Origin of the sequence: Westiellopsis prolifica IICB1 (assembly GCF_004323185.1) — a bacterium.
Lineage (GTDB): Bacteria > Cyanobacteriota > Cyanobacteriia > Cyanobacteriales > Nostocaceae > Pelatocladus > Pelatocladus prolificus_A.
The window spans coordinates 970497-990697 of sequence record NZ_NAPS01000001.1 but is presented as its reverse complement, the minus strand read 5'-3'; the positions used below and the strand labels follow the sequence as shown (position 1 = coordinate 990697).

The 20201-nt window shown below is 40.8% G+C and carries 18 protein-coding genes and 1 pseudogene; 6 read left to right on the top strand and 13 right to left on the bottom strand.

Features of this window, described 5'->3' with window-relative positions:
- Positions 1-79: 79 nt before the first annotated feature.
- Entirely contained in the window at positions 80-547 is a 468-nt protein-coding gene (gene psbQ, locus B4U84_RS04240; RefSeq protein WP_017309615.1) for a photosystem II protein PsbQ, read from the bottom strand.
- Between the two features lie 315 nt (positions 548-862).
- Between psbQ and B4U84_RS04235 the strand changes: the two genes are divergently transcribed.
- A complete protein-coding gene (locus B4U84_RS04235; protein ID WP_131115726.1) occupies positions 863-1294 on the top strand; it encodes a Tery_1686 family protein in 432 nt (143 codons plus the stop codon).
- A 32-nt stretch (positions 1295-1326) separates the two neighbouring features.
- Here B4U84_RS04235 and B4U84_RS04230 read toward each other — a convergent pair whose 3' ends face one another.
- Both B4U84_RS04230 and B4U84_RS04225 read right to left on the bottom strand, forming a co-directional pair.
- Positions 1327-1995: a phosphoribosyltransferase gene (locus B4U84_RS04230; RefSeq protein ID WP_044451849.1), complete on the bottom strand. Its 669-nt coding sequence runs from the start codon at positions 1993-1995 to the stop codon at positions 1327-1329.
- Between the two features lie 593 nt (positions 1996-2588).
- Positions 2589-3299 carry a TIGR02117 family protein gene (locus tag B4U84_RS04225; RefSeq protein ID WP_131115724.1) on the bottom strand — a complete coding sequence of 237 codons (711 nt, stop codon included), beginning with the start codon at positions 3297-3299 and terminating at the stop codon, positions 2589-2591.
- A 90-nt stretch (positions 3300-3389) separates the two neighbouring features.
- Between B4U84_RS04225 and B4U84_RS04220 the strand changes: the two genes are divergently transcribed.
- Positions 3390-4262, top strand: a complete 873-nt coding sequence (locus B4U84_RS04220; protein ID WP_017309619.1) for a lipid kinase — start codon at positions 3390-3392, stop codon at positions 4260-4262.
- Here B4U84_RS04220 and B4U84_RS04215 read toward each other — a convergent pair.
- From B4U84_RS04215 to B4U84_RS04175, 9 genes are all read right to left on the bottom strand, one after another.
- Entirely contained in the window at positions 4259-5008 is a 750-nt protein-coding gene (locus tag B4U84_RS04215) for an FHA domain-containing protein (protein ID WP_131115722.1), read from the bottom strand. The genes B4U84_RS04220 and B4U84_RS04215 overlap by 4 nt on opposite strands.
- Before the next feature lie 650 nt (positions 5009-5658).
- A complete protein-coding gene (locus B4U84_RS04210; RefSeq protein ID WP_026081796.1) occupies positions 5659-7275 on the bottom strand; it encodes a serine/threonine-protein kinase in 1617 nt (538 codons plus the stop codon).
- Between the two features lie 234 nt (positions 7276-7509).
- Complete coding sequence (locus B4U84_RS04205; protein ID WP_131115721.1) at positions 7510-8430, bottom strand: LysR family transcriptional regulator; 921 nt, start codon at positions 8428-8430, stop codon at positions 7510-7512.
- 252 nt (positions 8431-8682) lie between these two features.
- Positions 8683-9438 (bottom strand): beta-carboxysome assembly protein CcmO, encoded by a 756-nt coding sequence (gene ccmO, locus B4U84_RS04200; protein ID WP_017309623.1) that lies wholly within the window; start codon positions 9436-9438, stop codon positions 8683-8685.
- A 107-nt stretch (positions 9439-9545) separates the two neighbouring features.
- Complete coding sequence (gene ccmN / locus B4U84_RS04195; protein WP_017309624.1) at positions 9546-10310, bottom strand: beta-carboxysome scaffolding protein CcmN; 765 nt, start codon at positions 10308-10310, stop codon at positions 9546-9548.
- A gap of 112 nt (positions 10311-10422) precedes the next feature.
- Positions 10423-12099 carry a beta-carboxysome scaffolding protein CcmM gene (gene ccmM, locus B4U84_RS04190; protein WP_131115718.1) on the bottom strand — a complete coding sequence of 559 codons (1677 nt, stop codon included), beginning with the start codon at positions 12097-12099 and terminating at the stop codon, positions 10423-10425.
- A 115-nt stretch (positions 12100-12214) separates the two neighbouring features.
- Positions 12215-12517 carry a beta-carboxysome shell vertex protein CcmL gene (gene ccmL, locus B4U84_RS04185; protein ID WP_017309626.1) on the bottom strand — a complete coding sequence of 101 codons (303 nt, stop codon included), beginning with the start codon at positions 12515-12517 and terminating at the stop codon, positions 12215-12217.
- Positions 12518-12524: 7 nt separating this feature from the next.
- Positions 12525-12869, bottom strand: coding sequence for a carbon dioxide-concentrating mechanism protein CcmK (locus B4U84_RS04180; RefSeq protein ID WP_010995041.1), 345 nt, complete (start codon positions 12867-12869; stop codon positions 12525-12527).
- A gap of 183 nt (positions 12870-13052) precedes the next feature.
- On the bottom strand, positions 13053-13361 hold the full coding sequence (locus B4U84_RS04175) for a carbon dioxide-concentrating mechanism protein CcmK (RefSeq protein WP_009457333.1): 309 nt from the start codon (positions 13359-13361) through the stop codon (positions 13053-13055).
- A 634-nt stretch (positions 13362-13995) separates the two neighbouring features.
- Here B4U84_RS04175 and B4U84_RS04170 point away from each other — a divergent pair.
- From B4U84_RS04170 to B4U84_RS32070, 4 genes and pseudogenes are all read left to right on the top strand, one after another.
- Positions 13996-15852: an NAD(P)H-quinone oxidoreductase subunit F gene (locus B4U84_RS04170; RefSeq protein ID WP_017309627.1), complete on the top strand. Its 1857-nt coding sequence runs from the start codon at positions 13996-13998 to the stop codon at positions 15850-15852.
- Between the two features lie 162 nt (positions 15853-16014).
- Positions 16015-17511, top strand: coding sequence for an NADH-quinone oxidoreductase subunit M (locus tag B4U84_RS04165; protein WP_017309629.1), 1497 nt, complete (start codon positions 16015-16017; stop codon positions 17509-17511).
- A 178-nt stretch (positions 17512-17689) separates the two neighbouring features.
- A complete protein-coding gene (locus B4U84_RS04160; protein ID WP_017309630.1) occupies positions 17690-18820 on the top strand; it encodes a CO2 hydration protein CupB in 1131 nt (376 codons plus the stop codon).
- A 308-nt stretch (positions 18821-19128) separates the two neighbouring features.
- Positions 19129-19182, top strand: a pseudogene (locus B4U84_RS32070) (4-Cys prefix domain-containing protein); the annotation flags it as partial.
- A gap of 80 nt (positions 19183-19262) precedes the next feature.
- On the opposite strand, the gene map reads toward B4U84_RS32070, so the two are convergent.
- The gene (gene map / locus B4U84_RS04155) at positions 19263-20090 is read right to left on the bottom strand and encodes a type I methionyl aminopeptidase (RefSeq protein WP_017309631.1); all 828 of its coding nucleotides are present in this window, start codon (positions 20088-20090) and stop codon (positions 19263-19265) included.
- Between the last annotated feature and the right edge of the window lie 111 nt (positions 20091-20201).

The window sequence follows — 20201 nt, the reverse complement described above, 5'->3', positions numbered from 1 at the left end:
TTTTGAATTTTGAATTTTGAATTTTGAATTTTGAATTGATATGTCCCCTTTCCCCTTTCCCCTTTCCCCATCTTAAACACTAACCAGCTTCTGCTGATGTGCTTGCTTCTGGAAGCAAATCAAGGAATTTGTCAACATCTACAAATGCAGCCTTGGTGTTACTCAAAGCTTTTAAGGAATTAGCAGATTCAGTAGCTTGATCAATTTGAACCAGATGATTAAATAAATCTCTAGCTACTTGACGTGCTTTTGGTTGATCTTCAGGCAAAAGGTTTGGAATGATGTAAGTCATGTTTAGCCTTGCTTCTGCCATCGGGCCGTGGATAAAATTACCAACATTTACCCAATTGTTATTTTGGATCAGCCCTTTGAGTTCATCAGAGCGATCGCGCACAGTTTCGATTTTAGGCAGGTATCCCTGAATTTTCTCAATCTGTGTGGGCGTATAAGTTGGAGGTGCTGTGGCTACAGTTGGACCACCACAGCTGATCAGAAATGTTGCTAAAAGAACCAGGACTAGTGACAAGAGTGAGCGTTGACGCGCCATAAACTAAGCTTATGTATTACCGATTAACAGTGTCATTTTAGATCGGAGCGCGTAACATCTTGTTCTGATTGACAAAGGATTTTGCTGAAATTATTTTTTTATCTTAATATGTTGAGTATAATTACTTAAAAAACTATGCTAACTCAAACTAAAATCCATATAAACCATATAAACATTGTCACGAAAGTGTAATTTGAAATTTGCCAAAAATATAAAGATATTGATAGGCTGAAATTTAAATTCCAAGAGCCTTCTGGCGGTTTTGATTTCGTCGCATCGTCCATTAATAAACACAACGTGGAGGTGGGTGTTTACGTGAATGCAGCAGAAATGGGAACTAACTTAGAATTCGCCAGCAAGATTGCGACAGTTGTTAATTTATTTAAATATCAGTTTCCCGATGCTAGGTCTGATCTTAAGCCGTGGACAAATGATCCAGAAACCAGAGAGTTAATTGATCCAGATTCCATAGATATTGGCTTTCACTTTCCTGGAGTCAGCAAATCATGGCGTAGCCGCAGTATCTTAATTCAAATCCGTTTTTATCAAGATCCTCTAAGTAGTGTACGTCGGGCAATTGGTGTGGAAGCAGCAGGATTTAGCCACCAAGGTGAACAGTGGCGAATGTCAACGGTAGAAAATTGGAATTTTGTTGGTGAAACCCAGCCTTCCGAAGAAGTATGTGAAAAACTAAAGCAGTTTTGTAGGCAAATATTGGAGTTGTTTAACAAACCAACTGATGTCTAATTTTGATACTCTCCTGTCGCCCATAGGAGGGGCTAGGAACTATTGACCATCGACTGTTGATTGTTATCACTAGCCCGTTTGAGTAAATCGCGAACTTCTGCATCGCTTGTTTGCGGGAAGTCTTGATACCAAAGACCAACACTATAAAAGGGGTCGGGTGTTTCTAGACACACAATTTCATCCACCAATGTCTGGATTTCCTGATAAGCTTCAGGTGATGAAACTGGTACAGCAACTATAAGACGAGCGGGTTGCTGTTGCTGCAATGCTATTACCGCAGCCCGCATTGTTGTACCCGTAGCTAGACCATCATCGACTAAAATCACAGTCTGTTCACCCAGAGTAGGAAAAGGGCGGTCATCTCGATAAAGATGATCCCGTCTTTCCAGTTCGCGCTGTTCTTTGGCTGCAACCTGGTCAATTACATCTTCAGACAGATCAAACATTTGGATTACTGCATTATTAAGTACTCGCAATCCACCAGAAGCAATTGCTCCCATCGCCAACTCTTCATGTCCAGGTACACCCAGTTTGCGGACAATAAAAACGTCCAGTGGAGCAGTGATTCTGTGAGCAACTTCAAAAGCAACAGGTACACCACCACGTGGTAATGCTAATACAATTACATCTTTTCGAGTCGCATAGGCTGCTAATTGTGCAGCTAACAATTGTCCTGCTGTAGTTCGGTCTTTGAATACCATAGTTTTTTTCACTCCCCTCCTGACCGAAAACAAATATACGGCTTCGCTGTTGCCGTAGCCTAAAATGGGGAACTAACTTTATATTCAAGTCTGCGATACCACATTGAATACGGTTAGGTTAAGAATTTTTCGGCATGATTTCGCTATGTGTAGAGATCGTAAATTTACGGTCTTTACTTCCTAATTGTTTTAGATGTTCCCGTCTTATTCTAGGAGTTTAAGGTTTCTGATTCCTCTAACTAATGGGGGTACTTTCTAATTAAGTTGTATAACTGATGGAGGAAGGTTTAGAAAATTTAGTTGTGATACCAAGTTGAAAATTGGTGTCAAGATGTAGGAAAAATCAGACTTTTATCTCTGCATTCAAGTCAGCATTTGATCCAGTTGTGCGATCGCTCAGTTACGGCTTATCTAACTATCTTTTAAATGCAATCATTCACATAGATAAATTGTTATACATCTTTTATGCATTTATTATTACAATTATGAGTAAGTGGTTTTCCACCACTTTGCCAACACAATCAAGGTTAGCCTCAAATTAAAGGTAAAAGATAAGAAGAAAATTTAACATAACACTTCTTCCTTTTGCCTTTTTATTTAACATCACAGCTATTTTTGAGGTGGAAGATAATTGCACTTGAAAGCCCATCCCAAAGAGGAGTGTTAATATTAGCTCTTCTTAAACCAGATGCTGTCCAAGAATTACAATTTCTCAAAATTGAGTAACTGCCAACTGCTGCATAAAAACCTGCATTGACAGTGTGACCATCACCTAAACGGATTGTTTTCCCTTTTGTATCTATTTGAAAACTACTTTGAATATACTCTATTAATCGTGAATAATCATTTTTGCTGAGTTGGATACATTTAACTTCTAAATCAGTTGGTATTACTTGATAACCCTTGACATACATAACAGAAGAGGTAGGCATGAAGAGTGCGTTAAAAGTAGTAGAAAATTTTAAATCAGACAAAGAAGGAGTTAACATATAAAAATCTTTGTCTCCCCAGCCAAAACTTAAGTAATTATAATCTGGAGTAGTATCTATACCGATTTTACTGAGCGAAAAAAACTTGTGCCAATCAAAAATATTATTTTTTGTTGGTACTATAATATTAGAATGAATACCTGTGTTAGAAACACAAATTTGGATGTCACAATTACTTTGTGAAGAATACTGCCATTTTCTAGGTACAAATGCACTGATAGCTAGTAAAATTAAGGTAAATGAAACTAATCCGAAAATGTAACAAGGCAACCTATATAAGAAGCGTATAAAAACGGAATAATGAGTATAATTCATAAAAATACCTGCACAGTTTGAGAGTAATTTTCAAGAGAGTGTAGGCAGCATATGAATATTTTTACGTATAATATATAAAAATTACTACTTATGAATCGGCGCGCACTGCTGTTAGTAAATCGTCAATCCCGCCAAGGACAAAAGCGTTTGTCAGAAGTGATGAGTAGTCTTGTAGAACAAGGATTTGAGTTGATTGCAGCATCCGCAGAAAATCCTCAGGACTTCTCAGAGATCATCCAGAGATATCAACATCAAGTAGATTTGGTAATTGTTGGTGGTGGTGATGGTACTCTCAATGCTGCGGTAGATACTTTAGTTGAAACTAATTTACCTCTGGGAATTTTACCTTTAGGAACTGCTAACGATCTCGCAAGGACTTTAAAAATTCCCAATTCTTTAGCGGAAGCTAGCAAAGTGATTGCGAAAGGTGAATCACGACGCATTGACTTGGGAGAAGTCAACGGCAAATATTTTTTCAATGTTGCTAGCTTAGGATTGAGTGTGAAAATTACCCAACGACTAACCAAAGAAGCAAAGCGTCGTTGGGGAATCTTCGCTTATGCTTTTACAGCGTTGAAAGTTATTTGGGAATCTCGGCCCTTTAGTGCAGAAATTCGTCTGTCTGATCAATCAATTAAAGTCAAAACTGTGCAGATTGCGATCGCTAATGGTCGGTACTATGGGGGTGGTATGACAGTAGCCCCCGATGCTATGATCGACGACCAAAGATTGGACTTGTACAGTCTAGAGATTAAGCACTGGTGGGAGATTATTCCCTTACTGCCGAGAATGCGCCAAGGACGACATATAAATGCTCGGAATGTTCGCTCTGTTCAAGCTCAGGAAATCGAGGTGTATACTCGCAAACCTCGTCCTATCAACACTGATGGCGAAATCACCACCTATACCCCCGCTCATTTCCGTGTAGTTCCCAAAGCTGTAGCTGTTTTTGTCCCCCGTTAGATAATAGTATTAATTGGTATTTGTTTACAGAAGAAATTATCTAAAATTTCAGACCGCTGTTTTTGAGTTAGCAATGCTGCAATTTCTTCAACATTGAGTATTGTCAACTCTCTGAAAGCTTCTAGGGTCTGGTCAAACTTATCATTCAAAGAAGTTTTTTTACCAAAAGGATTGCTATTAATTGATCCTTCATCACCCTTTTTGTGTGTAACCAGTTGCATCAACAACTCGACAGCTACTTTAGGTAGGACTTGGGATGGTGTAGAATTCGTGTAAAAATAAAAAGTCATGCTACCTAGGCGAAGATGATCGCCATCTTGTAGTTTTATCGGACGATAAACAGGTTCACCATTGACAAAAGTACCATTGGTGCTACTAAAGTCAACCAAGTAAAATCCTGAGTGGTCAGTATCTTTAATATACTGAATAGCTGCATGGCGACGAGATACACGCTGATCACAAACATGAATTCCACAAGTGCGATCGCGACCTATAGTCCAGATCTGCTGTGACTGTAATAATCTTTGCGTTTTCCCCTCACATAAATTGGTAATCACATAAATAGCAGAACCATCAACAATACCTTGTAGATAACACCCTTGTACCCCCGTCAACGGCGACTGAGGTAAATTATCTAATTGAAGAATTTCATCTAAAAAGCTACTATGATGTTCATATAACTTGAGAAACACTTGATATAAACTCAGTCGCTTTTTTAATTCATTTTCTGATAACTCAGTCATCATAACTTAGCCTTTCTAGTGCTAATAAATATCTATAGTAATCCGGTTTGATTTGTGAAATTACTCGTTGAGACAGGGAACAAAAAGTGTACTGAGTTTTTTTCAAAAATCAAATATTAGTCTTATATTTGAAGGATTTTGTATCGAAGACAAATATGTAAGTAGAACGATTTGAAAAAAACAAACTATGTGAATTAATGTAAAATTACTGGAATCTAGTTCGTAGTAAGGACTTTAGTCCTTATTTGAGGACTAAAGTCCTCACTACAAACCTTTAATTATTTACGCTGTTCTACTTAAACAAACATAATTCATGACCAAATTCAGCAACGCCAAACATTAATGAACTTTCATTCTCCCAGATTAAAGTTTCCCTTTTGTTTAAAGTAACCGCAATATTACTTAATATTTATAATTTATCTATATTTGATTGAATTCACTTAACAACAATAATAAAATTAACTAATTCAAGTAATTTTTATTAAAATAATTAAATTTAAATAGCTTCCAACAAGTATGTGGGAAATATAAGCTCAACTACACCCACTCTTTTTTTCTACCTTGTCTTCCCTCTGCGCCAATCCTGGCTAATACCACCAAGTCGATTACAGGGTCAGGAGCAGAAAGCCCACTGGTTTTTAGCCGTGGGAGTGTCAAAACAATCCTCGTTTACCATTAGGGCGTACCGTCATCCAATTTGTTTTGGCTACTGCTAGTTCTTCTTCAGAAATTTTCGCACCAGTTAAATTAGCGCCACACAAATTAGCTCCCCGCAGGTTAGCATTTTGCAGATAAGCATAGCTGAGGTCTGCACCTCGTAAGTCTGCTCCTTCTAGATCAGCATTATTGAGGTAAGCTTTGGTTAAATTACTATCTCTGAGATTAGCTCGATTGAGACTAGCTCTACCAAAGTCGCTGCTGTGCAAATCAGCTCCTTGAAGGTTGGCTCTTTGCAGTTGAGAAGAATGGAAATTCGTTTCTGATAAATTGGCGCCTTGCAAATTGAGGAGATTTAGATTGTGTAAGGCGAAATCTCGTCTCCCTTTTAGATAAGCTGAGATTAAATTTTGGCTATCTAATTGGCGCATAGACTGAGACTTTTCACCTTGAGAACCAGTACTGTTGGTAGACAAAGAGGTTGATTTTCTCGTCAGCATCCGTTGTCGTGTCCCCCTTGTATGGGTAGCACCACTACCTTCTGTCATCCTAGCCCGTCTGGCTCGAATTGCTGCTGCAACCTGTCCCAAGCTCATATTAGAGACACTGGAAGGATTGCTGTTAAAAATCCTAGAATCTTCTAAACGGTGAATAGTTCGTTCTTTTAGACTATCATTTGGTTGAGAAACCAAACTTTTTGACAAACTCTCCAGATACGGTTCTAGTTCTAATCCTCTAAGTACTTCTGCGGCAGTTTGGTAGCGATTTCGTACAGAAACTTCCAGCATTTTCCGCAATACATCTGCTAGGTGATCACTCACTTGTACGTGATTTTCCCAAAGAAGTTCACCTGTTGTCGGGTTATATTGTAGATTTTTAGGAGATTTACTAGTTAGTAAATAAATGCATGTAATTCCTAAGGCGTAGATGTCACTAGCGTAGACTGGACGCATTGCCATTTGCTCTGGAGGCGCAAAACCAGGAGTTCCAATTGCATATGCAGTTAATGCTGTGTCTTCTGAATGGTTTATGACAGCTTGTCTGACTTGATTGCTAACAGCACCAAAGTCTATAAGAACTAATCTGCTATCTTGAACACGGCGAATTACATTAGCAGGTTTGATATCACGATGTATGACCTTACATTGGTGTATGTATTCAAGCAACGGCAAGATTTCGCTCAAAAATTGCTTCACTCCAGCTTCAGTAAAAACTCCTGTGTGTTTAACCTCTTGCTGTAAAGTGCAGCCACTGATGTATTCCTGAACCAAATAGAATTGTTCGCGCTCTTCAAAGTAGTCTAGCAAGCGTGGTACTTGCGGGTGATTGCCAATTTTGCCCAAAGTTACAGCTTCTCTTTCAAACAATTCCCGTGCCATTTGTAAAACGCGGGGTGCGGTTCCTGATGGACGTAATTGCTTGATCACACAACTCGGTTCGCCTGGTAAACCTTGATCATTGGCTAAAAAAGTTGCTCCAAAACCACCTTGACCTAAAGCTTTCACTACCCGATAGCGCGATCGCAACAGCAATCTTGAGCCACAAGACTGACACCTCTGGCTGTAGGCCAAATTTTCTGGATTGGGACAGTTAGGATTTATGCAGTAGCTCATGCATTGTCAACTCACCGCACGAAAAATCACGGAGAGTGTTATACTCCAGATCTCAATTATTTAGAGCAAAACCTACTTTTACCAGGTTATTTTTGCTGAAAATCCTTTGAAGAATTGCTAAAGTCAGGCAAAGCTAACGTCAAGCAATAGTAGATTCACTTAATTTTCATTTTTCCTGTGAAAATCTAAATTGGAAAATTTCAGACTTTAATTCACTTTGCTGCTTTTTTTGTGTTAATGACTACCAGAAGCAAGAGTTTGTTCAACAATTTCCTTGGCTGCATCTAGTAGATACTCAAAATAAGTACGAGCAACTATGGATAGTTGTTTTCCTGAAGGATAAACCATATACCAGTCACGTTTGATCGGAAAGTATTCCACATCTAACACAGTTAAATCCCCTATATCTGGTAACAAGGTATGGCGAGATAATACGGAAATTCCCAAGCCACCAGCAATGGCATGTTTAATTGCTTCGTTGCTTCCCAATTCTAATTTAACTTTGACATGCACCTCATGCTGATCAAATAACTTTTGCACAGCGCGACGTGTTCCAGAACCAGGTTCACGCATGATAAAAGGTTCTTCAGCAAGACGTTGAATGGGAATATTTTTTTCTTTTGCCAGAAGATGATTAATTGGTGCTAAAACTACTAAAGGATTTTCCAAAAACTGTTGGTAACTTACATCCAAATGATCTGGAACTTGACTCATAATATACAAGTCGTCCATATTACTAGTCATCCGTTCCAGAATACCTTCATGATTTGTCACTTGTAGTGATATCTCAATTCCTGGATAACGTTGACAAAAAGGTCCCAACAAACGTGGGATAAAATACTTAGCTGTGGTAATTACAGCTAAACGTAATTGCCCTTGTTTTAGCCCTTTTAAATCTGCCACCTTCATTTCAAATTGGGCTATGGTCTCGAAAATTTGTCGGCACGTAGTGTATAATTCGCGTCCAGCTTCTGTTAGATACAGACGCTTACCTACCTGTTCAAATAACGGTAAACCTACTGATTTCGTCAATTGCTTAATTTGCATGGAAACAGTAGGTTGGGTAAGAAAAAGTTCTTCGGCGGCACGTGTAAAGCTACCGTGTCGCGCCGCCGCTTCAAACACCTTCAATTGGTGCAACGTCGCTTGGTTCAAGGGTGATTCTCCTCTACTAATGGCAACTTCAAGTTATGAGTTATTAATATAGATATTAATCTATGCCTGTTATTATTAGATAGGTATTTAACTTATAGAATTAAAAAGTTATTATCAGAACAACAAGCAAAGCGTAAGATGCCTTCCAGCCAACGTTGCACACCTTAAAGGTGCTTTTTGGGGATAGTAATCAGCGTTGTACTAACCTCATCCTGCTGGGTGTGTACAACGTTTTTTTCTTAGTCAAATTTTTTATGATTCCTCCTGTATTTTTACAGGTAATGTAGATAAATCTGGCAACTCTAGTAATTCTGCCTCCATAACTGGCTCTTTGATATTAAGTGGCAATCTTACAGGTTGACGCTCCTCTAACCAGCAACTTGCTACTGGCAGGGTTTGTTCTAGTTCGTCCAGTGGTCGAGGAATTACCATTACAGCGTTTAATTCTCCAATGCGTTCTGCCTCGTACATCCCAGCTTCTACTGCTACTGCAACATTTGCTACAGAGCCACGAATAATGGCTGTACACAATCCAGAACCAATTTTTTCATAGGCTGCTAGCTGGACATCAGCAGCTTTGAGCATGGCATCAGCTGCGCCCACCATTGCCGGAAAACCCCGCGTTTCTACTAATCCAACTGCTTGGTTACTTAAACGACTATAGGTGCCGTCCTCAGTGATTGCACTTAGGCGATTATTGATAGGTAATACAACTTCTAGGTTAGGGAATGGTCTGGGAATTACTAAGCTAGAAACAAACTGATCGAATTGTTTAGCAGTTTGCTCACCGGCTTCTACCGCTAGACGGACATCGGCGATCGCTCCTCGAACAATAGCAGTACAATGACCACTACCAATCTTTTCATATCCAACTAGGTGAACTCCAGCAGATTTAAGCATCATATCTGCCGTACCGACTATTGCTGGAAAGCTAATAGTTGATACTAACCCCAAAGCACTATCCCTGAGCATGTCTCGACGAGATGTTTGGACATTGTATGCGTCCATATGAATTCTCCAAGATGTTCAAAAGAAAGGATGAAGGTTGTAGGCTGAAGGATAAAAAATTATTACTTCATAGTTCATACTTCACACTTCATACTTCCATATAACATTTACTCAGGCTTCTCGTCAGAGGAGGGTTTATTTAAGGATTGGCGATGTGGAAATAAAGTTATTAACAATTGCTGAATGCTTCCCTGTCCGTAAATATGAGTACCGATGTGATTTTGAGATTCTTCAGTGGTAGGCTCTTGTGTAACCTGATTGTCCAGTTGTGAGTTTTGAATAGCGGAAGATGCAGAAGGCTTAGGATGTGGAGGCGTGGATTTGGAAGCAGGGGTAACGCGCCCAGTAGAAGATGCAGAGAAATTCCCTGTGTCACTCTGTGTTTGCGTCACCGTGTCCTCTTCGTCCCAAAGATCCTTTTGTTCTTGTATGTCCCTATCCTCTTGTCTAGAAGCAGGATTGGTAGCGGATAGTTGTGGCTGTTGGATTTTCTCAGTGACTGCAAAAGAATTACTCAAATGACGACTGTTATCTCCCAAAACTGAACCGGGTGCAACTACTTGTCCAGGCTCCACAGAACAATTAAACACTGTTGTTGCTGAACCGATGCAAGCATTTGCACCAATTTTACCACTACCAATCATTAGGAAACCTGCTCCCAAGTTTGCCCCAGTTTCTACTTCTAGGGTTCCTTCATGAACTTTGAGGATTGACCCCATGCCAATACAAACCCCTGAACCAATGATAATTTTACTGCTTGGAGCCGCTTGCAGTATCACTCCTGGTGCAATCACAGCACTCGGATGAATAATTACCTCGCCACTGATGTAGGAATCAAAGTTATTACCCAGGCGCAGTGGCGGCACAGACATGAAATTTTTAACCTCGGAAACCGGGATAGATGTGAGTGGGGGAAGTGGGGGAAGTGGGGGAAGTGAGAAAAACTTTTTCTTTTCATACCCCTCATACCCCTCATATCCCTAATTACGGACGTTGAACAATCAATTCTAGTACCCGGCGCTTGGCTTTGGGGTCAATACCGATCAAGCGCACGTATTCGCCTTCATATTCGTTAATATAGCCTTCCAAGGCTGCGATCGCTTCCCTGATACTATTAGCTTGAATTTGTCCACAGCTAGCCCAGGAACCAGTACGGAAGCGTCTTTGATCTACGTGTTCAGCGCTAATTTTAAAGCCTCCAGCTAAAAGTTGCTGTAGTTGTTCCACTGTTTCGGAACTTAATTTGTTACTGCTGGCTGTTGCTGTTGTGCTTGCAGAACTAAAAGAGGTTGTTGTCTCCCCTGATCTACTGCTACTAGGTGTACTAACTGGGCCGTTGGGACGTTGAATAATGCTTTCCAATATGCGACGCTTGGCTTTGGGGTCGATACCGATCAAGCGTACGTATTCGCCTTGATGGTTATCCATACAATCTTCTAAAGCAGCAACCACATCACCAGCAGATTTTGATTCAATGGGCGTGCAGGTTTGCCAAGAACCAGTACGGAAGCGGCGCTCATCGACGTGTTCTGTACCAATTTTGTAACCACCTGCCAATAGTTGGCGGATTTGGTCTACGGTTTCACTACTGAGTCTGTTGCTGCCATTGCTGTAGCCGCTACCGTTGCCATTGCCGCTGTAGCTACCATTGCTGCTAGAATAAGCAGGAGCTTTGAAGGAGCTAGATGCTTGGACAACACCGTCGGGACGTTGGATGATGTTTTCTAACACCCGTCGTTTGCCCTTGGGGTCGATGCCAAATAGACGAACATACTCACCACTATGGTCTCTAAGACAAGTTTCCAACGCTGCGATCGCTTCACCTAAGCTTCTGGCTTCAATTGGTTTGCAACTAGTCCAAGAACCTGTGCGGAACCGTCTTTGATCTACGTGTTCTGTACCAATATGATATCCTTGCTGTAACAGATAACGTACCTGCTCTACTGTTTCCGCACCCAAGCTATTGCTAGACACCTCGTCGCTCCTTTCAAACACTTCAACTTCTATGCCTGTACTTGTATAAGAATTAGTTAATTCATCACGAATAGTCCTAATACATTTACTATCCGCAGCACACAAATAACCTGCTCTTAATGCTTGGTTAATCCCAACTACATGATGAGCAAATTCTTTGTCATCAGCTTGCACATCTGGCAGGCGATCCGCTTGCTGCTGGTTAGTAATTATTGCCCCTGAAGGTACATATTTACCTGGGGGAATTTCTACATCTTGGATTAAGGCGTGCATCATCACAATGCAACCTGATCCTACTCTGGCATTAAACACCGTAGAACGAAAACCAATAAAACAGTCATCTCCTACGTAACATGGCCCGTGAATCAGAGCCATGTGGGTAATACAGTTATTCTTGCCAATCCATACAGAGTATTCTTGTCGGTCGTCACCAATTACACGTCCCTTTTCCAAGCCGTGGACGACAACACCATCTTGAAGATTGGTGTTTTCGCCAATGTAAAACGGTGTACCTTCATCCGCTCTAATCGACGTACCGGGCGCAACTATGACATTTGCTCCGATCTTTACATCCCCAATGATGTTGGAAAATGAATGCAAAAAGGCCGATGGGTCTATTGTTGGTTCAGCTAAATTTCTTGACCACGGCGTTGGGGGAGCCGCCTCCGCGATGCTGCGGACTGCCATTGCGAGATTCCTCCTCAGTTGACTTTTTTGTCATTTGTCATTTGTTATTTGTCATTTGTAACAAGTAGCAACTATTAACTAATGACTAATGACCAATGACTAATGACCAATAACCTTATCGATATTGCTCTTTTTTGCTGTAAATCATGCGATCTTCCACATAGACTGTATCAATGATCGCTATTACTGCTGCATCTACTGGACGCTGTTCGTTACCAAGAATTTGCCGAGCCGCACTACCACGACTGAAAAGTACCCATTCGTCTACCCCAGCACCAACACTATCGGCGGCTACTTCGTATTTTGGCTGAATGCGTCCTTCTTCATCGACTAATTGCAACAAAAGTAGTTTCACACCCCTAAGACTTGGATCTTTTTGAGTGCTAACTACTGTGCCGCGAACTTTGGCAATTTGCATTTATGATTTATGGTCTTCTACCGAAGGGACGAATTGCATTCACATTTTCCCGGAACTGCTCTACATCTTCGGTATAACGAATTGGTAGAACATACTCCAAGTTTTCATGGGGACGAGCAATGATGTGAGTAGATAGAACTTGTCCGCCATTGACTCGCTTGACTGATTCTACTCCTGCTGCTACCGAGGCTTGTACTTCTGAAACGTCTCCTCGCACTATCACAGTAACGCGACCGCTGCCGATTTTCTCATAGCCCACTAAGGTAACGCGAGCAGCTTTTACCATCGCGTCTGCTGCTTCCACTACTGCCGGGAAGCCAAGCGTTTCTACCATTCCTACTGCAATTGACATACTTTTTTCAATCCTTAAGAAGCTTCCAACAAACAAAAACAAGCAAAGTCACAAGAATTTTTAGATTTTAGATTTTGGATTAGGGTTTGGTAAATCTAAAGCCAAATCTCTTTGAATCTATTACCCCTTCTGCGTTTGCCTGCGGAGTCCATACTAAAATCCAAAATCCAAAATCCAAAATTGTTAAGTGCGGAACTGCTCCACAGCTTCTGTATACCGAATTGGTAGAACATACTCCAAGTTCTCGTGGGGGCGAGCAATGATGTGGGTGGAAACCACTTCACCACCGTTGACTCTTCTTGCTGCTTCAACTCCAGCAGCCACTGAAGCTTGCACTTCCGAAACATCTCCCCGGACAATCACTGTCACCCTAGCACTACCGATTTTTTCATAACCCACTAAGGTAACGCGAGCGGCTTTCACCATCGCGTCAGCAGCTTCAACCACTGCCGGAAAACCCTTTGTTTCAATCATTCCAACCGCAATAGGCATCGCAGGACTCCTACACAATTAATGCAACTAGTACTCTTTTATTGAAAATTCTGACGGGGATGCTCATCTTGAGCTAAATAACTGTTCTCAAATTAAGCATAAGAAAGCTTGGCTCCCCTGACAATATAAATTAGTATAATAGTTTATAATAAAATAGTTTAAAAAAACTTAACAACTTTTTATATGTGTATTATTCTCAACCAATCTTCACGGATTCCTAGAGTGCGTACTTCTGTTTTATAATTTCTTTATCATATTTGCTGAAACCAGTTCATAGAAACGTAAATCCTGTCTCTAGGGGAACGACAAGCAAGCTACAAAGTAGTATTGGTGTCTTTCCTCAGTTTTTGCTATTTGCACTAAATAAAGTTATAAAAAATGTATAAGTTTTTATTATAACTAATATAAATAGTTCTTTTCGCAATAGAAATTTTGGGTGATGTAGATGGAGGTTAATAGATTCAAATAAGACAAATTTTATAGTAAATATTAGTCTTTCTTTCCTAGTGAGCAAGCAGCAAAAGCAAAATAATGCTGTTTAATAGTATTTAAATCTTTTAATCATAGAGTCTAATTAATGCATTTCATTTAGCAAAGCGAAGAATTACAAGCTGAGACATCAAGGAAAATTTAAATGAATGAGTTTTTGTTCTCAACAACTTGGTGGATACCATTTTATAGCTTATTAGGAGCAATTTTGACCTTGCCTTGGGCAATGGGAATAGTTCGCCGTACGGGGCCAAGGCCAGCAGCATATTTTAATTTATTGACAACTTTTTTGGCGTTTATCCATAGCCTGGTTGTATTCAAGGATATTTGGAATGGAGAACCAGAAAATTTTGTCATAACCTGGTTTAGCGCTGCGGATTTAAACATATCCTTTGCTTTGGAAATCTCACCAGTCAGTGTTGGAGCAACAGTTTTAATTGCAGGGTTAAGCTTACTAGCGCAAATTTACGCTTTGGGTTACATGGAAAAAGACTGGTCATTAGCTCGGTTTTTTGCCTTAATGGGCTTTTTTGAAGCAGCTCTGAGCGGTTTAGCAGTCAGTGATTCCCTGTTTCTCAGCTATGCATTGCTAGAAATGCTGACTCTTTCTACCTACCTGCTCGTAGGATTTTGGTATGCTCAACCATTGGTAGTTACAGCGGCACGAGATGCGTTTTTAACCAAACGGGTAGGAGACTTGTTATTGCTGATGGGAGTAGTCACACTAGCAACCAAAGCAGGTAGTTTGAATTTTTCTGATTTATATGAGTGGGCGCAAACAGCACAACTTAGCCCTTTAACTTCAAGTTTATTAGGATTGGCTTTGATTGCCGGACCTGCTGGTAAATGCGCTCAATTTCCACTGCATTTGTGGTTAGATGAAGCAATGGAAGGGCCAAACCCAGCTTCGGTAATGCGAAATTCCATGGTAGTAGCTGGTGGTGCTTATATATTGTATAAATTGCAACCCATCTTAGCCTTATCACCATTTGCTCTCAACACTCTGATCATTATTGGTACAGTAACGGCAGTTGGTGCGTCTTTGGTATCGATCGCCCAAACTGATATTAAACGGGCCCTATCTCACTCCACCAGTGCATACATGGGCTTGGTATTCCTAGCAGTAGGCTTGCAGCAAGGAGGGGTGGCTCTGATTTTGCTGTTTACCCATGCGATCGCCAAAGCATTATTATTCATGAGTACTGGTTCGGTAATTTATACTACTAGCAGCCAAGATTTAACCGAAATGGGCGGCTTATGGTCACGAATGCCAGCAACTACCACCGCCTTTGTAGTTGGTTCTGCGGGGATGGTAAGTTTGTTACCCTTGGGAAGCTTTTGGGCGATGTTGTCCTGGGCTGACGGTTTGGCAATCATCAGCCCTTGGGTAGTTTGGATATTAGTACTTGTGAATGGTTTGACGGCATTAAATTTAACACGAGTATTTCGGTTGGTATTTTGGGGAGAACCACAACAAAAAACCCGTCGCGCCCCCGAAGCACCTTGGCCAATGGCATTTCCAATGGTAACTCTGACAATCATGACCCTATTATTACCCGTGATGTTGCAGCAGTGGTATCTGCTCCCAACCTGGGAAAGTATCAGTTGGTATGTAGTAGGAATGCTCGTATTTTCTACCCTATTAGGAGTAGGTATTGGCTCAACAATGTATCTCCACAAAGCTTGGTCACGTTCGAGAATATTAGCTTGGAGATTTGTACAAGATTTACTGGGATATGACTTCTACATCGACCGGATCTATAAATTTACCGTAGTTGGTGCAGTAGCCCTACTTTCTAAAATTTCCGCTTGGAGCGATCGCTACATAGTAGACGGCCTAGTTAACTTGGTAGGATTTGCAGCTATTTTCGGTGGACAAAGCTTGAAATATAGCATCTCCGGGCAATCACAAGGATATCTACTGACTATCCTTGTCGGCATCAGCATACTAGGTTTCTTCATCAGCTGGTCATTAGGTTTGCTGGAGAAATTGCCTTTTTAGGGGGATAAGGGGATAGGGGATAGGGGATAGGGGATAGGGAAGAGACTTGTTAAATAATTATACCCACTCTCCCCACACTCCAAGCACACCCCACACTCCCCACTCTCCCCACTCTCCCCACACTCCCCACACTCCCCAATTCCCAATCCCCATTTATCGTCTATGCTCAGTGCTTTAATTTTGCTGCCATTATTGGGTGCAGCTTTAATAGGTTTCTTGCCTGTTGGCATCAATGGAAAACTATCTCGTAGCATCACATTAGTATTTGCCAGTTTGGCTTTTGTGTGGATAGTTATCTTAGCAGTTAAGTTTAACCCAACCATCGTTAGCCAACAATTTACTGAATTCTTACCTTGGATAGATGCTTTAGGTCTGAATTATCACCTCGGTATAGATGGTTTATCTTTGCCTTTGCTACTGTTGAATGGACTTTTAACTTGCATTGCCGTTTACAGTACAGACGAAGATATACAACGCCCGCGATTTTATTATTCTTTACTTTTGCTGTTGAGCGCGGGTGTCACTGGAGCATTTCTCGCCCAGGATTTACTACTATTCTTCCTGTTTTACGAGCTAGAACTCATCCCACTTTATCTACTAATTGCCATTTGGGGTGGTCAAAGACGCGGTTATGCAGCGACTAAATTTTTGATTTATACCGCTTTTTCTGGCATTTTAATTTTGGCAAGTTTCCTTGGTTTAGTGTGGCTGAGTGGTTCACCTAGCTTTGCTCTAGAAAGTTTAAACAGCAAAGGCTTACCTTTAGCAACACAAATTTTGCTGTTGGCAGGAATTTTGGTTGGTTTTGGCATCAAGATTCCCTTGGTTCCTTTTCATACTTGGTTGCCAGATGCTCACGTAGAAGCTTCCACACCAATTTCAGTCCTGTTGGCTGGAGTATTGTTGAAGTTGGGAACTTACGGTTTACTGCGCTTTGGTATGTTCTTGTTACCAGATGCTTGGAGATATCTAGCTCCCGTTTTGGCAACTTGGGCAGTGATTAGCGTGCTTTACGGTGCATCCTGTGCGATCGCCCAAAAAGACATGAAAAAAATGGTAGCATACAGTTCTATTGGACACATGGGTTACATACTCCTAGCAGCAGCAGCAGCTACCCCATTAAGCATCTTAGGAACTGTGATGCAAATGATTAGCCACGGTTTAATCTCTGCACTACTGTTTTTATTAGTGGGAGTCGTGTATAAAAAAGCAGGTAGCCGTGATTTGGATGTGCTGCGCGGACTGTTGAACCCAGAACGAGGTATGCCTGTTATTGGTAGTTTGATAGTGCTTGGAGTCATGGCAAGCGCTGGTATTCCCGGAATGGTCGGATTTATTGCGGAATTCGTCGTTTTTCGGGCTAGTTTTGCCGTTTTTCCGGTGCAAACTTTGTTATCCATGATTGGTACAGGGTTAACTGCTGTTTACTTCCTACTTCTCACCAACCGGGCATTTTTTGGTCGCTTATCAGCACAAGTAACAAACCTACCACGAGTTTATTGGAGCGATCGCACTCCAGCAATCATTCTAGCCGTCTTGATCGTCATTCTAGGTATTCAACCTGCTTGGTTAACCCGTTGGAGTGAAGCAACAACAACAGCAATAGCTAATACTCAAAGTGTTGTCGCTGATGTTTCAGTCCAAGGAATAAGGGATTAGGGATCAGGGATCGGGGACAGGGAGGACACAGGGGAGAAGGGGGACAAGACAGACAAGGGAGCAGGGAGACGTGTAGAATAACCAACCCCCAATCCCCAATCCCCAATCCCCAATCCCCAATCCCCATCCCCCAATCCCCAATCCCCTTTCCCCGATCCCTTTTTTCAGGAGAAATGCAATGGTAACTACTAAAAAAAACCCTGCTCACCATCCATTAGCGGAATATATTAAAAAGTTGCAAACTGGCGAAGCATTACTTCGCGACTGCCCAGAAAATGTATTAGAAGTAGTTGGTATCCTGAAAAGCTACGGCGTTGTTTTAGATGCTTATTCCAAAAATCTTATCTATATTGCCGAAAATCAATTTTTAGTTTTTTTCCCTTTTTTCAAATATTTTAATGGCGAAATTACTTTCCAGAAATTACTGCGTCACTGGTGGCATGATCGCATTAATTTTGAGTATGCTGAGTATTGCATGAAAGCCATGTTTTGGCATGGTGGCGGTGGACTAGATCAATATTTAGACACCAAGGATTTTCGACAAAGAGCTAAAGCTGTGATTGCAGCTAAATTTAAAAATAATCCTATAATGCTGGGAATTAATCAACTTTTCCCCGATTTTTTAATTGAACAGTTGCGTGTTAGTTCTTATTACAGTGGCTTAGGTCAATTTTGGCGTGTGATGGCTGATATTTTTCTCAGCTTATCAGACCTCTATGATCAAGGCAAAATTAAATCAATTCCCCAAGTTGTAGACCACATCAAACTCGGTTTAGTAGAAGCTGCAAATAAGCCGATTACCTACTCTGTCAAAATTAAAGATAAAGTCTATGATCTTCTTCCTGCTAGTCTTGGCTTAACTTTCTTGGCAGATACAGCAATTCCTTATGTAGAAGCGGTTTTCTTTAGAGGAACACCTTTTCCTGGTACAGTTTCCTACAATGCCCAAGCATATCAAATTCCACCAGACCAAGCGAGATTTCAGTACGGTGCTTTGTATGCTGACCCGTTACCAATTGGCGGTGCGGGTATTCCTCCCACATTATTAATGCAAGATATGCGTCATTTTCTCCCAGAATATCTACATGAAATTTATCGCCGCAGTCGTCGGGGAGAAGATGATTTGCGAGTACAAATTTGTCAGACTTTCCAAAAGTCGATGTTCTGTGTTACTAGTGCAGCTATTTTAGGATTAATGCCTTACCCTGCGGATACTCAAGATCCAAAAGAACAAGAACTTAATCGAGTTTATTTAGAAAAGTGGATGGATAGATTGCAAACATCGCGGTTAGTAGATGTTAACACGTAGCCAAATTCTTACCTAATATATTATTAAAATCTTATTTGAGCGATCGCTTGTATGCATAATTGTACATGCTGGCAAAGCGCGATCGCTGATTTCATGTATGAAAATTATTTTGCGTAATGCCAAAACCATTGTAGAGACGCGATATATCGCGTCTCTACATCTGGATTCATACCGTGATTCAGTAACGCCTATGGTGAGTGTATGAATGCGATCGCATACCACCAGTAGTTGCTTTAATAATATGTAGTATTTACAGCTAATAAATGCAGTATATTTAAGGTTGCACAAATTTTGTAGTTTCCGATGAGTACTGTATCAATCCTCACTGTCAAAAGCTGCAAAACTCTGGAACATCCCTCTAAATATTAGAAGAGGCAAGTTTTTGATATAAAACTCTGCCTCTTTTGATAATACTTACTAATTTGAAGTGCTAAAGTAACAATTACACCAGAGAGCGATCAGTCAAAATTTCGTAGCCTGTTTCCGTCACCAACACAGTATGCTCAAATTGAGCCGACAGAGCATTATCTACAGTCACAGCTGTCCATCGGTCTGCTAGTATCCGTGTATACTTAGAACCAGCATTTAAAATTGGCTCAATTGCTAACGTCATTCCTGCACGTAGCTTAACATTGGGCATATCGTGAGTACGGAAGTTGAATACAGATGGTTCTTCATGGAGGTTACGACCGACACCATGCCCAGTAAAGTCTTCAACTACGGTTAATTTGTTAGCTTTGACATGATCTTCAATTGCACCTGCAATATCCATCAGGTAATTTCCGGCTTTTACCTGTTCAATACCTTTATAAAGTGCTTCTTCGGCGACACGAATCAATCTCGCAGCTTCTGAAGTAACTTCACCTACAGCAATGGTGATACAAGAGTCACCATGAAAACCTTCGTAATAAGCTCCTGTATCTACTTTTAAAACATCTCCAGCCCGAATAACTTTCTTTTTATTGGGAATACCATGCACAACTTCATTATTGATACTGGAGCAAATAGAACCAGGAAAACCATGATAGCCTTTAAAGCTAGGTGTAGCACCCATTTCTCGAATGCGTTTTTCCGCATAAGCATCTAAGTCAGCAGTGGTCATTCCTGGCTGTACCAACTCAGAAATTTCTTTCAATACAGTTGCCACAATTTTAGCTGATTGCCGCATAATTTCAATTTCACGTGGCGACTTAATTTCAATACCTCTGCGTTGTCTTTTAGGACGGCTATTTTGAGTTGGTTGAGAAAGCAGGTTACTTAGAATGTTCATGGGGAATTCAGTAGTTATTTGCGCCTTGCTGCTTTTTTCGTTTTTAGTTGTTAGTTGTTCGCTGTTTATTGTTTGAAACAACTAGTAACTACTGTACGAGCGGCTGAGGTT

What these genes read in the sequence shown, in the direction of transcription:
- psbQ (WP_017309615.1), bottom strand. Translation starts at nt 547, where the DNA reads ATGGCGCGTCAACGCTCACTCTTGTCACTAGTCCTGGTTCTTTTAGCA.
- B4U84_RS04230 (WP_044451849.1), bottom strand. Translation starts at nt 1,995, where the DNA reads ATGGTATTCAAAGACCGAACTACAGCAGGACAATTGTTAGCTGCACAA.
- B4U84_RS04225 (WP_131115724.1), bottom strand. Translation starts at nt 3,299, where the DNA reads ATGAATTATACTCATTATTCCGTTTTTATACGCTTCTTATATAGGTTG.
- B4U84_RS04220 (WP_017309619.1), top strand. Translation starts at nt 3,390, where the DNA reads ATGAATCGGCGCGCACTGCTGTTAGTAAATCGTCAATCCCGCCAAGGA.
- B4U84_RS04215 (WP_131115722.1), bottom strand. Translation starts at nt 5,008, where the DNA reads ATGATGACTGAGTTATCAGAAAATGAATTAAAAAAGCGACTGAGTTTA.
- B4U84_RS04210 (WP_026081796.1), bottom strand. Translation starts at nt 7,275, where the DNA reads ATGAGCTACTGCATAAATCCTAACTGTCCCAATCCAGAAAATTTGGCC.
- ccmO (WP_017309623.1), bottom strand. Translation starts at nt 9,438, where the DNA reads ATGGACGCATACAATGTCCAAACATCTCGTCGAGACATGCTCAGGGAT.
- ccmN (WP_017309624.1), bottom strand. Translation starts at nt 10,310, where the DNA reads ATGTCTGTGCCGCCACTGCGCCTGGGTAATAACTTTGATTCCTACATC.
- ccmM (WP_131115718.1), bottom strand. Translation starts at nt 12,099, where the DNA reads ATGGCAGTCCGCAGCATCGCGGAGGCGGCTCCCCCAACGCCGTGGTCA.
- ccmL (WP_017309626.1), bottom strand. Translation starts at nt 12,517, where the DNA reads ATGCAAATTGCCAAAGTTCGCGGCACAGTAGTTAGCACTCAAAAAGAT.
- B4U84_RS04180 (WP_010995041.1), bottom strand. Translation starts at nt 12,869, where the DNA reads ATGTCAATTGCAGTAGGAATGGTAGAAACGCTTGGCTTCCCGGCAGTA.
- B4U84_RS04175 (WP_009457333.1), bottom strand. Translation starts at nt 13,361, where the DNA reads ATGCCTATTGCGGTTGGAATGATTGAAACAAAGGGTTTTCCGGCAGTG.
- B4U84_RS04170 (WP_017309627.1), top strand. Translation starts at nt 13,996, where the DNA reads ATGAATGAGTTTTTGTTCTCAACAACTTGGTGGATACCATTTTATAGC.
- B4U84_RS04165 (WP_017309629.1), top strand. Translation starts at nt 16,015, where the DNA reads ATGCTCAGTGCTTTAATTTTGCTGCCATTATTGGGTGCAGCTTTAATA.
- B4U84_RS04160 (WP_017309630.1), top strand. Translation starts at nt 17,690, where the DNA reads ATGGTAACTACTAAAAAAAACCCTGCTCACCATCCATTAGCGGAATAT.
- map (WP_017309631.1), bottom strand. Translation starts at nt 20,090, where the DNA reads ATGAACATTCTAAGTAACCTGCTTTCTCAACCAACTCAAAATAGCCGT.